The 12063-nt window shown below is 65.8% G+C and carries 15 protein-coding genes; 8 read left to right on the forward strand and 7 right to left on the reverse strand.

All coding sequences use genetic code 11. The annotated features are described in order from the left end of the window. Positions 1 to 42: 42 nt before the first annotated feature. On the reverse strand, positions 43 to 642 hold the full coding sequence (gene wrbA / locus ACTFO6_RS00375) for an NAD(P)H:quinone oxidoreductase (protein WP_439932475.1): 600 nt from the start codon (positions 640 to 642) through the stop codon (positions 43 to 45). A gap of 401 nt (positions 643 to 1043) precedes the next feature. Here wrbA and ACTFO6_RS00380 point away from each other — a divergent pair, with 401 nt between their 5' ends. Beyond that, positions 1044 to 1238, forward strand: coding sequence for a DUF2062 domain-containing protein (locus tag ACTFO6_RS00380; RefSeq protein ID WP_439932476.1), 195 nt, complete (start codon positions 1044 to 1046; stop codon positions 1236 to 1238). A 16-nt stretch (positions 1239 to 1254) separates the two neighbouring features. Here the strand turns inward: ACTFO6_RS00380 and ACTFO6_RS00385 are convergent, their stop codons facing one another. Together ACTFO6_RS00385 and ACTFO6_RS00390 are read right to left on the reverse strand one after the other, a co-directional pair. Further along, positions 1255 to 1875: a lytic transglycosylase domain-containing protein gene (locus tag ACTFO6_RS00385; RefSeq protein ID WP_439932776.1), complete on the reverse strand. Its 621-nt coding sequence runs from the start codon at positions 1873 to 1875 to the stop codon at positions 1255 to 1257. Further along, positions 1851 to 3578 (reverse strand): proline--tRNA ligase, encoded by a 1728-nt coding sequence (locus ACTFO6_RS00390; RefSeq protein WP_439932477.1) that lies wholly within the window; start codon positions 3576 to 3578, stop codon positions 1851 to 1853. Before ACTFO6_RS00390 ends, ACTFO6_RS00385 begins: the two co-directional genes overlap by 25 nt. A 158-nt stretch (positions 3579 to 3736) precedes the next feature. Here ACTFO6_RS00390 and ACTFO6_RS00395 point away from each other — a divergent pair, with 158 nt between their 5' ends. The 7 genes from ACTFO6_RS00395 to ACTFO6_RS00425 all read left to right on the forward strand — a co-directional run bounded on the left by ACTFO6_RS00395 (position 3737) and on the right by ACTFO6_RS00425 (position 8804). Further along, the gene (locus ACTFO6_RS00395) at positions 3737 to 4282 is read left to right on the forward strand and encodes an RNA pyrophosphohydrolase (RefSeq protein WP_439932478.1); all 546 of its coding nucleotides are present in this window, start codon (positions 3737 to 3739) and stop codon (positions 4280 to 4282) included. A 254-nt stretch (positions 4283 to 4536) separates the two neighbouring features. Beyond that, positions 4537 to 4956: a rubrerythrin family protein gene (locus tag ACTFO6_RS00400; protein ID WP_333841629.1), complete on the forward strand. Its 420-nt coding sequence runs from the start codon at positions 4537 to 4539 to the stop codon at positions 4954 to 4956. Between the two features lie 108 nt (positions 4957 to 5064). Further along, positions 5065 to 6411 (forward strand): heterodisulfide reductase-related iron-sulfur binding cluster, encoded by a 1347-nt coding sequence (locus tag ACTFO6_RS00405; protein WP_439932479.1) that lies wholly within the window; start codon positions 5065 to 5067, stop codon positions 6409 to 6411. Positions 6412 to 6438: 27 nt separating this feature from the next. Next, positions 6439 to 6816 carry an encapsulin-associated ferritin-like protein gene (locus tag ACTFO6_RS00410; protein WP_439932480.1) on the forward strand — a complete coding sequence of 126 codons (378 nt, stop codon included), beginning with the start codon at positions 6439 to 6441 and terminating at the stop codon, positions 6814 to 6816. Position 6817: 1 nt separating this feature from the next. Then, positions 6818 to 7627 carry a family 1 encapsulin nanocompartment shell protein gene (locus ACTFO6_RS00415; RefSeq protein WP_439932481.1) on the forward strand — a complete coding sequence of 270 codons (810 nt, stop codon included), beginning with the start codon at positions 6818 to 6820 and terminating at the stop codon, positions 7625 to 7627. Positions 7628 to 7671: 44 nt separating this feature from the next. Continuing rightward, positions 7672 to 8262, forward strand: a complete 591-nt coding sequence (locus ACTFO6_RS00420) for a DUF3501 family protein (protein WP_439932482.1) — start codon at positions 7672 to 7674, stop codon at positions 8260 to 8262. Then, a complete protein-coding gene (locus ACTFO6_RS00425; RefSeq protein WP_439932483.1) occupies positions 8259 to 8804 on the forward strand; it encodes a CNP1-like family protein in 546 nt (181 codons plus the stop codon). The genes ACTFO6_RS00420 and ACTFO6_RS00425 overlap by 4 nt, the downstream gene beginning before the upstream one ends. A gap of 195 nt (positions 8805 to 8999) precedes the next feature. Here the strand turns inward: ACTFO6_RS00425 and proB are convergent, their stop codons facing one another. From proB to rplU, 4 genes are all read right to left on the reverse strand, one after another. Beyond that, positions 9000 to 10118 (reverse strand): glutamate 5-kinase, encoded by a 1119-nt coding sequence (gene proB, locus ACTFO6_RS00430; protein ID WP_439932484.1) that lies wholly within the window; start codon positions 10116 to 10118, stop codon positions 9000 to 9002. Between the two features lie 6 nt (positions 10119 to 10124). Next, on the reverse strand, positions 10125 to 11180 hold the full coding sequence (gene cgtA / locus ACTFO6_RS00435) for an Obg family GTPase CgtA (protein WP_439932485.1): 1056 nt from the start codon (positions 11178 to 11180) through the stop codon (positions 10125 to 10127). A gap of 136 nt (positions 11181 to 11316) precedes the next feature. Continuing rightward, a complete protein-coding gene (gene rpmA, locus ACTFO6_RS00440; RefSeq protein ID WP_439932486.1) occupies positions 11317 to 11574 on the reverse strand; it encodes a 50S ribosomal protein L27 in 258 nt (85 codons plus the stop codon). 15 nt (positions 11575 to 11589) lie between these two features. After that, on the reverse strand, positions 11590 to 11910 hold the full coding sequence (rplU, locus tag ACTFO6_RS00445) for a 50S ribosomal protein L21 (protein WP_439932487.1): 321 nt from the start codon (positions 11908 to 11910) through the stop codon (positions 11590 to 11592). Positions 11911 to 12063 lie beyond the last annotated feature (153 nt).

Genomic DNA, 12063 nt, shown 5'->3' on the forward strand with positions numbered 1-12063 from the left:
TATTGAGCTTACGTCAGGCTTTAGAGGACGCTCATTAGGCGATCATCGTGCCAGCTTGACCGCGGTCTCGGCAAGCCGCCGGCCCAGGGCCATGCACAGCCGGCGCTCGGCCTCGGTGAGCGGCCTGTCGTCGGCCGGGCCGGCCACGTGGCTCGCCCCGTAGGGGGTTCCGCCCGCGTCGGTGCTCATCAGGTCCGGCTCGGTGTAGGGCAGGCCGAGGAGCACCATGCCGTGGTGCAGGAGGGGCAGCATCATGGTAAGAAGCGTTGTCTCCTGGCCCCCGTGCAGGCTTCCCGTAGAGGTGAACACCGCCGCGGGCTTGCCCGCGAGAGCTCCCCGCAGCCAGAGCCCTGAGGTCTCGTCGAGAAAGTGCTTGAGGGGCGCGGCCATGTTGCCGAACCGGGTGGGGCTGCCCAGGGCGAGGCCGATGCACTGCTCCAAGTCGGCGAGCGCCACGTAAGGGGCGCCGGATTCGGGCACCGGGGCTTCCACCGCTTCGCACACCGGGGAAACCCGGGGCACCGTGCGCAGGCGGGCCTGCACGCCCGGCACTTGCTCGATCCCTCGCGCAACGAACCGGGCCATCTGCCGTACGGCGCCGTGACGGCTGTAATAGAGGACCAGGATGTCGCGCGAAGGCATGCTTGACCGATCAATTCAGGCAGCGGTTGGCTTGTTATTATAAGGGCATGCTGAAGCAACCTATTTGCAAGGCGCCCGGCGTTCATCGTCCCGTTGTCCGGCGCGGGAACGTTCGGTGCGCCCGCAAGCCGATGGGCCTGAGCGGGTTGACCATCGTTGCCCCGAGTACGCCCGGGTCCCGCATCGGAGGGGCCACGGGCCGGGTGCGATGTCTTGGAAAGGGAGCCCGTGCGCCGCTGGCTTAAGGCACGGTTTCCCACCGCGGAAAGCTTGCGGCAGAACCGCTGGCTGAAGCCCCTGCCCCCGCGCTGTCCCATCCTCAACTGTGGCATTTCAATCCAATCGCCGCACCGTCGCGGGCGGGGTCGCCGTAGGGGTTTTTTTTCGGATTACTGATCCCCGTGGGCCAGATTCTGGGCGCTGCGGTGGCCGCGATATGCTTCAGGGTCAACCTGCCGGTGGCCGCTATGAGCACCCTGGTCACCAATCCGTTCACGGCTGGCGCCGCCGGTTATTTCCTGGTCCACCAAACGTGGCGTTGGCTGACGGTGTTTCGTCTTGCCCGAAAGCGCCGCAGCCGCGGGGAATCCGCCTGAATGCCTGCAGGCGGGTTTAGCCCTCCCGGTCCTGGGAAGGCATTCCGGCAGTCGTTCCCGGATAAGACCAGGCTCTTCTCCAGGCTTCCAGCACCGCGTTGGGATATTCGGGCCTGCCCAGGCTGCCGTTGTACCGGCCGAGGGCCCGGTAGAGGTCCCCTTGTTCCAAGTCCAGGTAATGGCGCAGGATGGTGCAGCCGTAGCGGAGGTTCACCCGCAGGTGAAAGAGGTTGTGCTCCTCCGCGCCGATTTCCTTCACCCAGAAGGGCATCACCTGCATGTAGCCCCGGGCGCCAGCGGAAGAGACAGCGTATTTGCGGAAGCCGCTCTCCACCTGGATCACCGCCAGAACGAGCTGAGGATCGAGACCGGCCCGGGTGGCTTCGTAGTGGACGGTGCGCAGGAAGTCCTCCCGGGCGCGCGGCTCCGGGAAGTGGCGCTCGAGGCGCCGGGACATCTCGGCCAGCCACCGTTGCCCTTCCGCGTCGGAATTGAACGCGGCGCGCTGTACCGCCCGGTCGGAGACGGCCCGGTGGAGGGCGGCCCGCACGCTGGCCGAAAGGGGCTCGTAGCGCTGGTCCCCGCCCCAGGCCAGGGCGGGCAGGCACGCGCTCAGGAGGACCGAAGCGAGGCGGATACCTTTGATTTTAAAAACTCCTTGGCCGAGGGCAGGGGGACGGGCTGGGGCTCCGGGTCGCGCCGCCCTTGATATTCGATGCTGCTTTGTTTCAGGCCCCGCTCGGACACCACCACCCGGTGGGGGATGCCGATCAGCTCCATGTCTGCAAACATCACGCCAGGACGTTCGTCCCGATCGTCGAAGAGGACCTCTACCCCCGCCGCCTCCAATTCCGCGTGCAGGCGCTCGGCGGTTTCCCGCACCCCCGGGCTGCGGGCGAGCCCCAGGGCTACCAGCGCCACCTGGAAGGGCGCCATGGGGGCGGGGAAGATGATGCCCCGCTCGTCGTAGTTCTGCTCGATGGCGGCGGCCACGATCCGGGACACGCCGATCCCGTAGCAGCCCATCTCCATGGGTCGGCTCTGCCCGGTCTCGTCCAGGAAGGTGGCGTTCATCGCTTCCGAGTACTTGGTGCCGAGCTGGAAGATGTGGCCCACCTCGATGCCCCGCACGATCTCCAGCCGTCCTTTGCCGTCGGGACTCGGGTCCCCGGCCACCACGTTGCGCAGGTCGGCTACGGTTTCAGGAACCGGGAGATCCCGGCCGAAATTGACCCCCGTGTAATGGTAGCCGTCCTGGTTGGCGCCGCAGACGAAATCGCCCATGGCCAGGACCGAACGGTCGGCCACGATAGGCACCGGGGCGTCCACCGGGCCGAGGGACCCCGCCCCGCAGCCGAAGCGTTCCCGGATCTCGGCCTCGGCGGCGAAGCGGAACCCGCCCCGGCAGGCGAAATGTTTGGCGGTCTTCACTTCGTTCAGCGTGTGGTCGCCGCGCAGCAAGAGCAGATAGGGCTTCCCGTCCCGAGTGACGACAAGCAGGGACTTCAGGATGTTCCGCGGCGGCACTCGCAAGTAGGCGGCGACTTCCTCAATGCTGTGCCGGCCGGGGGTGGGCACCCGGGTCATAGGCTGGGTGGGGGGGGGAGGGGGCTCGGCCGGCGGAAGCGCCTCCGCCAGTTCCACGTTGGCCGCATAGTCGGAATCGGGGCAGTAGGCGATGGCGTCCTCGCCGGCGTCGGCCAGCACGTGGAACTCATGGGACGCGCTGCCGCCGATGGCGCCGGGATCGGCGGCGACTGCCCGGAACGTTAGCCCAAGGCGAGCGAAGATTCGGCTGTAGGCGTCGTACATGAGCCGGTAGGTGGCCTCCAGGCTCGCCCGATCGGCATGAAAAGAGTAGGCGTCCTTCATGAGAAATTCCCGGGCCCGCATGACGCCGAAGCGGGGGCGGATCTCGTCCCGGAACTTGGTTTGAATCTGGTAGAAGTTGACCGGAAGCTGGCGATAGCTCTTGATCTCCCGCCGCGCAATGTCGGTGATCACCTCCTCATGGGTGGGGCCGAAGCAGAAGTCCCGCTGGTGGCGGTCCTTGATCTTGAGCATGAGGGGGCCAAAGGCCTCCCAGCGGCCCGACTCCTGCCACAACTCGGCGGGCTGCACGGCGGGCATCAGCAGCTCGAGGGCGCCGGCCGCGTTCATTTCCTCCCGCACGATGGCTTCCACCTTACGCAGCACCCGCAGCCCCAGGGGCATCCAGGTGTAGAGTCCGCTGCCCAGGCGCCGGATGAGCCCCGCGCGCAGCATCAGCTTATGGCTGACGATTTCCGCCTCGGCGGGGGCCTCCTTGAGCGTGGAAAGAAAGAATCGGGATACCCGCATACTGCAAGTCCGTCGGTAAAAAAGAAAAATTCTACAGGGGAAGACACAAGCCTGTCAGGCCGTCCCCGGGGCGGGCGGCGATTTGCGAAAGCCGCTTTCCTTGCTTTTCGAAATGTGAAAAAATCGAATCGGTTCATGAAATTGTACGGGTGATGGCCATGATCGACCGAAATGGATATCGCCCCAACGTTGGAATCATTCTGCTCAATGCCAAGAACGAGGTCTTCTGGGGGAAGCGAGTCAAGCAGCATTCCTGGCAATTCCCGCAAGGCGGGATCAAGCCGGGGGAGACCCCCGAACAGGCCATGTACCGGGAGCTGCGCGAGGAAGTGGGCCTAGGCCCCGAGCACGTGCGGATCCTGGGGCGCACCCGGGACTGGCTGCGCTACGACGTGCCGGCCCAGTGGTTGCGCCGGGACTGGCGAGGCCACTACCGGGGACAGAAGCAGATCTGGTTCCTGTTGAGGTTCCTGGGCCGGGATTGCGACGTGTGCCTGCGCGCCACCGATCACCCGGAATTCGACGCCTGGCGCTGGTACGAGTATTGGGGTCCCCTGGACGCCGTGGTCGAGTTCAAGCGCTCGGTCTACCAGCAGGCGCTCACCGAGCTGGCCCGTTACCTGGAGCCGCCGCGGGCCCGCCGGCGACCCCGGCTGCGCCGCCGACCCATGCCGGCCCTGGCGGAGGAGCCGGGCGGAGTCTGACAGGCCCGGGCGTGGGGGCTCGTTCAAGCTCCTGAACGTTGGATCGAGAGTGCCCGACGGGCTCCGCTCATCGCTTTTTCTCTTAGAAAGAAAGCGCGAAGAGTTATCGCCGTCACGAAGACGACCGTTGACAGTACTGATGTCGTAAATTAGACTAAGTCTAAAATCTAACCTTGGGCTAAAAGCGGTCAGTCCGAAATTAGGTCTTCGGGCAGACTGCTCTGGCCCTTCAACTCGAAGAAAGGAGAGCGTCCATGCAACTCAAAGGATCCAAAACCCACGAAAACTTGAAGTACGCGTTTGCCGGCGAATCCCAAGCCAACCGGCGTTACCTCTACTTTGCCGCCAAGGCGGATGTGGAGGGTTACAACGACGTGGCTGCGGTGTTCCGCTCCACGGCGGAGGGTGAAACTGGTCATGCCCATGGCCACTTGGAATACTTGGAGCAGTGCGGTGACCCGGTCACCGATCTGCCCATCGGCCCCACGCCGGATAACCTGAAGTCGGCCATCGCGGGCGAGACCCACGAGTACACCGACATGTATCCCGGCATGGCTAAGACCGCCCGGGAAGAGGGCTTCGACGAGATCGCCGACTGGTTTGAAACGCTGGCGAAGGCCGAGCGCTCCCACGCCAACCGGTTCCAGAAGGCCTTGGATACACTGGGCCAGTAAACGTACGCACGGCGCCGGAATCAGGGCCGGTCCTCCGGCCCTGATTTTTGGGCTAAGCGCCTGCTCCTTGCCAGCCGAGAATCAGCCAGCCAAAGGAGTTCCCGTATCATGCCTACGCCGGTCGAAAGTCCCCGCGAGGGTAGCCTGGAAGCGCCCACCCGGCACCCCTTGAGGTGGCGCGAGGCGGAGTTCTACGACGAGAAGGCGCTGTTCGCCGAGCTGGAGCGGGTGTTCGACATCTGCCACGGCTGTCGGCGCTGCGTGAGCCTGTGCAACGCGTTTCCGACCCTGTTCGACCTGGTGGACGCGTCGGAGACGATGGAAGTGGACGGGGTGGCGAAGGAAGATTATTGGAAAGTGGTCGACCACTGCTACCTGTGCGACCTGTGCTACATGACGAAATGCCCCTACGTGCCGCCCCACCCGTGGAACGTGGACTTTCCTCACCTGATGCTGCGGGCCAAGGCGTTGCGCTTCAAAAACGGCAAGACCCGCTTCCGGGACCGGGTGCTCTCCGCCACCGACGCGGTGGGCAAACTCGCCGCGATTCCCGTGGTGGCCCAGACGGTGAACGCGGCCAACCGGAGCCCGAGCCTGCGCAAGGCCCTGGAGAAAACCTTAGGTATCCACCGGGACGCTCTGCTGCCCGAGTATCAGTGGCGCACGGCGCGGCGGAGGCTCAAGGGCCGCGCGAGCCCGGTGGCACAGCCCGAGGCTGCGGGCCGTACCCGCGGACGGGTGGCTTTGTTCACCACCTGTTACGGCAATTACAACGAGCCCCAGCTCGCCGAGGACCTGGTCAAGGTGTTCGAACACAACGGCATCGCCCTCACCCTGGTCGGGCGCGAGCGCTGCTGCGGCATGCCGAAGCTGGAGCTGGGAGACCTGGAATCCGTCGCCCGGGCCAAGGAGGCGAACGTCCCGGCCCTGCTGGAGATGGTAGAGAAGGGGTGGGACGTGGTGGCGCCCGTGCCTTCCTGCGTGCTCATGTTCAAGCAGGAGCTGCCCCTCATGTTCCCGGGGGACGAGGCCGTCATGAGGGTGCGGGAGCGGATCTTCGATCCGTTCGAATACCTGGCTCTGCGCCACAAGGAGGGCAAGCTCAAGCTGGATTTCCAGCGCACCTTGGGCAAGGTGAGCTACCATGCCGCCTGTCACCTGCGGGTGCAGAACATCGGTCTCAAGACCCGGGAGATCCTCCAGTTGGTCCCGGGCACTGAGCTGGACCTGATCGAGCGCTGCTCGGGCCACGACGGGACCTATGCGGTGAAAAGCGAATTTCATGAGACGTCCATGAAGATCGGCCGCCCGGTGATGAACCGGGTGCGGCAGAAGGCGCCGGACTACTACGCGAGCGACTGTCCGATCGCCGGGCACCAGATCGAAAACGGGCTCAAGGACGGCCGCAAGCCCACCCATCCCCTCACCCTGCTGCGCATGGCTTACGGCTTGTGAGGCCAAAAGGCGGAAAGGAGAAAATCCATGGCAGTTAGCAGTGCGGGCTACCACGAGCCCCTGGAGCAGATCTCGGCGGAGACCAGGGACTTTCACCGCGCCCTCGTCTCCCTGCAGGAGGAGCTGGAGGCGGTGGACTGGTACCGGCAACGGGCCGATGCCTGCGCCGACCCGGCGCTCAAGGAAATCCTCCTGCACAACATGCGGGAGGAGATCGAGCACGCGTGCATGGTGCTGGAATGGCTGCGCCGGAACCATCCCGATTTCGAGCGTAACCTGAAGACCTACCTTTTTACCGAAGCACCCATTACGGAAGTCGAGGAAGCGAACACGGGAAAATCGAACGTGGCCCCGGCGGGCCCGAGGCTCACCATCGGTTCGCTGAAGCAAAGGGAGGGTCAGTGAAATGAAATACCTCAACCGGGATCAGGCCCCTTTTCCTTCCCACCTGTGGGAGAAGATCGACGAGGAAGCGGTCAAGAGCGCGCGGGGTCTGCTCACCGGCCGTCGCTTCCTGGACCTGGAGGGACCCTACGGGGTCGGGCTCACTTCGGTGGAGATCGGCGCCGACGACTACTGCCGCCAGCCCACGGAAGGGGAAGCCGGCGCGGTGATCAGCCGTGCCATTTCCGTGCCCATGATCCGCAAGCGGTTCGATCTCAGCGTGCGCCGGCTGGAAGCCCACGTGACGATGGGGGAGCCCCTCAACCTCAACGCGCTCGCCGCCGCGGCGGAAGCGGTCGCCCGGCGCGAGGAAGAGTTCATTTACTACGGCCAGGAGGGCTTCCACCTAGAAGGCCTCATGAACGCCAAGGGTCGCAGCCGGGTCAAACGCGGCGACTGGAAGAGCCTGGAGCAAGCCTTGAACGATGTGCTGGCCGCGGTGAACGCGCTAGATTCGAACGGCCTGTACGGTCCTTACGCCCTGGCGCTGGAGCCCGCCTTGTACAACAGCCTTTTCCGCCGCTACGAAGGCACCGACATGCTCCAGGTGGAGCACTTGAAGCGCTTGTGCGAGCTAGGAATCTACAAGGCGGGAATCAAAGGGGGCGTGCTGGTGGACCCGCGCGTCGGCCGCATCGTGGTGGGCCAGGACCTGATGGCCGGCTACGCCGGCAACGACGGAATTCATTACCAGCTCTTTCTCTCGGAGAGCCTGGTGCTCACCATCGACGAGCCCCGGGCCATCTGCACGCTGGAAGGCGAGGGGCCGTGATGCCGCCGGACCCATTTGTCGGAGCAAAGGAAAGGACATCAGCGATGCCGCAAATCACGCGAGAGAGCCTGTTGTCGCTGGAGGATTACGCCAAGGCGAGGGCCGATTTCCGCGCCCGGGTGATGGAGCACAAGAAGAACCGCAGGGTGAGGCTGGGCCAGCACGTCACCTTGCACTTCGAGGATGAGCTCACCATGCGCTACCAGATCCAGGAGATGCTGCGCGCCGAGCGCATCTTCGAGGAGGAGGGGATCCAGGGCGAGCTGGAGGCCTACAATCCCCTGGTGCCGGATGGCACCAACTGGAAGGCGACCATGATGATCGAGTACCCGGACCTCGACGAGCGCAAGGCGATGCTGAAGAAGCTGATCGGCATCGAGGACCGGGTCTGGGTGCAGGTCGGCGAGCTTCCCCGGGTCTATGCCATCGCGGACGAGGACCTGGAGCGGGAGACGCCGGAGAAGACCTCTTCGGTGCACTTCCTGCGCTTCGAGCTGACGCCCGAGATGATCCGGGCGTTGCGCGCCGGGGCGAGGCTTGCCATCGGCGTCGATCACCCCCAGTATACCGCGGTGGTGGACCCCGTCGATCCCCAAGTGCGGGAGTCGCTGCTCAACGATCTCCAGGGTGGATGATTCGCTTCTTCCGCACAGGCTTGCCTGCCCTGTTAGCCGCCGGTCTGGCGGTTCCCGGCTGGGCTCAGACCTTTTACGGCCTGGACGGGTACGTGGAAGAGGAAGATCGGGCGTGGAGCGAGCAGGAGGCCCGGTTGCCTCCCCATCCCAAGCCGGAAGACCTGATCGAGTTCCAGGTGGCGCCGACTCTTTCGTTTCGCTATTTCGTGGACGCGGCTTCTATCCACGTGGGGCGGGACGGGGTGGTGCGCTACACCCTGGTGGTGCGGGGAGCGGACGGGACGGACACGGTGAGCTTCGAAGGCATCCGCTGCGCCACCCGGGAGTTCAAGCGCTACGCCTTCGCCCAGGGCGAAGGCGTCTGGTCCAAGGCGCGCAATCCCCAGTGGACCCCCATCGAGGCTCGCCGGCAGACCCTGCACCAGCGGGTGCTCTACTACGATTTCTTCTGCCCGGGCAAGACGCCGGTCAGGACCCGGGAGGAAGCCGTGGCGGCCCTCAAGGCGGGCATCCATCCGGAATCCCTCAACGCCCCCCGCTAGGGTGGCGCGCCGGGGGCGCCTCGGCGCGGCGTTCGCCCTCAACCGGGGTCTCGGCGCACCGGGAGGCGAGCCTCGCCGCCATTGGTTCTGCCGCGATACGCAGAACCAGATTGTAGCTTCGGCCGCGGGCTGGCTTCCCCGCCCCGCTTAACCTGCGGCGCAGGTTAGCCTTCGCAGCAATGGGTGCTGCTGCGGTCACAGCAACACCAAATTGTCCCGATGGATCAGCTCGGGCTCGTCCACGTAACCCAGGATGGCCTCGATCTCGTGGCTCGGCCTGCGCAGGATCTTGCGCGTCTCCTCGGCGCTGTAATTGACCAGCCCCCGGGCCACCTCCCGGCCGTCCGGGGCGATGCAGGCCACCACCTCTCCCCGGTCGAAGTCGCCCACCGCGTCCACCACGCCGATGGGCAGCAGGCTTTTTCCCTGCTCGAGGAGCACCTTCACTGCGCCGGCGTCCAGCATGAGGCGCCCCCGCACCTGCAGGTGATCGGCGAGCCACTGCTTGCGGGCGGCTATGGGCGCCTGCTCCGTGGTGAGCTGGGTGCCGATGCGTTCTCCCGCGGCGAGCCGCACCAGCACCTCGGGCTCGTGGCCGCTTGCGATCACCGTGGCCGCGCCGCTGCGGGCCGCCCGCTTGGCGGCGAGCACCTTGGTGAGCATGCCCCCCTTGGCGATGGCCGACCCCACCCCGCCCGCCATGCGCTCCAGGACGGGATCGCCCGCCCGGGCCTCGCGGATGAGCCGCGCCCCGGGGTGCCGGCGCGGGTCCGCCTCGAACAGGCCCTCCTGGTCGGTGAGAATAATGAGGCACTCGGCCTCGATGAGGTTGGTGACCAGGGCCGCCAGCGTGTCGTTGTCCCCGAACTTGATCTCGTCCGTGACCACTGTGTCGTTCTCGTTGATGACCGGCACCACGTTCAGGGTGAGCAGGGTGAGGAGCGTCGAGCGGGCGTTGAGATAGCGCTTGCGGTCGGCCAGGTCCTCGTGGGTGAGGAGAACCTGGGCCGCGTGCAGGCCATGGGTGCGGAAGCAGGATTCATAGGCCTGCACCAGGCCCATCTGGCCTACGGCCGCCGCCGCCTGCAGCTCGTGCAGGGCGTGGGGGCGCCGCTTCCAGCCGAGGCGCTGCAGCCCCTCGGCGATGGCTCCCGAAGAGACCAGGGCCACCTGTCTTCCGCCCCGGCGCAGCCGGGCGATCTGTTCCGCCCAGCGGGCGAGAGCGCCGTGGTCCAGGCCGCGACCGTCGTTGGTCACCAGGCTGCTGCCCACCTTGACCACCAGACGCCGGGCTCGGGCGACGACGGAATCCATGGCCCTTCAGCTTCCCCCTTCCTGGGTGGCGAGGGCCGGCGCCGCGTCAAGGGGGTTCGCTTCCAGGTGTTCCATGACGGCGTAGGCCAGCTCCCGGCAGCCCTCCCCGTTGAGTGCCGAGATGGCGAAGGTGGGGCCCCGCCAGCGGTAGGTGCGCACGAACCGCCGGACTGCTTCATCCCGCCCCCCGGGTGGCAGCAGGTCCACCTTGTTGAGCACCAGCCAGCGGGGCTTGCGGTGGAGGGCCGGGTCGTACTTCTTGAGCTCCTGCACCACCGCCCGGGCCTCCCGGACTGGGTCGGCCTGGGGATCCAGGGGGGCGATGTCCACCACGTGGAGAAGCAGGCGCGTGCGGGCCAAGTGGCGCAGGAACTGGTGGCCCAGCCCCGCCCCCTCGGCGGCGCCCTCGATGAGGCCGGGGATGTCTGCGACCACGAAGCTGCGGTGGGCTTCGACCCGCACTAGCCCCAAATTGGGATGAAGGGTGGTGAAGGGATAATCGGCCACCTTGGGGCGCGCTGCCGAGAGGGCGCGCAAGAGGGTGGACTTACCGGCGTTGGGCAGGCCCAGCAGCCCCACGTCGGCGAGGAGCTTCAGTTCCAGCTTGAGCTCCCGTTCCTCCCCCAGCTCGCCCCGGGTGAACTGGCGCGGCGCCCGGTTAGTGCTGGATTTGAAGTGCAGATTGCCCAGCCCTCCGGCGCCCCCCTTGGCTACCAGGGTCGTCTGGCCGGGGATGCTCAGATCCGCCAGCACTTCGCCCGTTTCGGCATCGGTGACGATCGTCCCCACCGGCACCCGCAAATGGATGTCGCGCCCGCTCTTGCCGTAGCAGTCGGAGCCGCGGCCGTTTTCCCCGTTCTCGGCGCGGAAAATCCGCTCATGACGGTAGTCCACCAGGGTGTTTAAGTTCGCATCGGCCACCAGGTAGACGCTGCCTCCGCGGCCCCCGTCGCCCCCGTTAGGTCCGCCCCGGGGAACGTACTTCTCCCGCCGGAAGCTCGCTATGCCATCGCCGCCTTTTCCGGCCACGACGCGAATGAGGGCTTCGTCGATGAACTTCATTTCCTGTCTTCCCATCGGTGGAACAAAAAAGCCCTATCGCTTCGATAGGGCTTTCCCGTGCGCCGGCGCCCTCCGGTTGGCCCTGTTCAGGCCGGTTCGGGAGGCAGGCCGCGGCGCACCAGCCGCAGGGCACCGGTCAAGCCGGGATGATACTCACCGTCTTGTGCTTGAGGGGGCCTTTCACCACGAATTGCACCCGGCCCGCCACCTTGGCGAAAAGGGTGTGGTCCCGGCCCATACCCACGTTTTCCCCGGGATGCACCTGGGTGCCCCGCTGCCGGACGATGATCTCGCCGGCGTTCACCTGCTGTCCGCCGAACCGCTTGACCCCCAAGCGTTTCGATTCCGATTCGCGCCCGTTTCTGGAGCTGCCGCCCGCTTTCTTGTGTGCCATGTGGGAACTCCTGGTTTAGCTGCTAAGCCCCTCGATCCCGTCTATCCGGATCTCGGTGTAGGTCTGTCGATGGCCCTGGGTTTTGCGGTAATGCTTGCGCCGGCGCAGCTTGAAGATCTTGATCTTCTCTCCCTTGCGCTGGCCGAGCACAGTGGCCTTCACCGCCGCACCCGGGACCAGGGGCGTGCCGGTCTTGACCTGGTCGCCGTCGGCCACCAGCAGGACCTGGTCGAGCACCACCTGGCTGCCGGCCTCCGCCGGGAGCTTTTCGATCAAGAGCTTGTCCCCCGCAGAGACCCGGTATTGCTTGCCACCGGTCTTCACCACAGCGTACATGGAAATCTCCGAAAGCCTGTTTTTTCAAAACAACAAATTATATCCAGGAAAAGCTGTGCGGTCAAAGGAAAGAAGCGGCCGGCCGGAGCTTTCCGGCCCCCGTGCCGTTCGCCTTGACACTGGGGGAGGCCCGTTCCTACCATGAGCCCCTTT

This window comes from Pelomicrobium sp. G1, assembly GCF_051905455.1.
Taxonomy (GTDB): domain Bacteria; phylum Pseudomonadota; class Gammaproteobacteria; order Burkholderiales; family UBA6910; genus Pelomicrobium.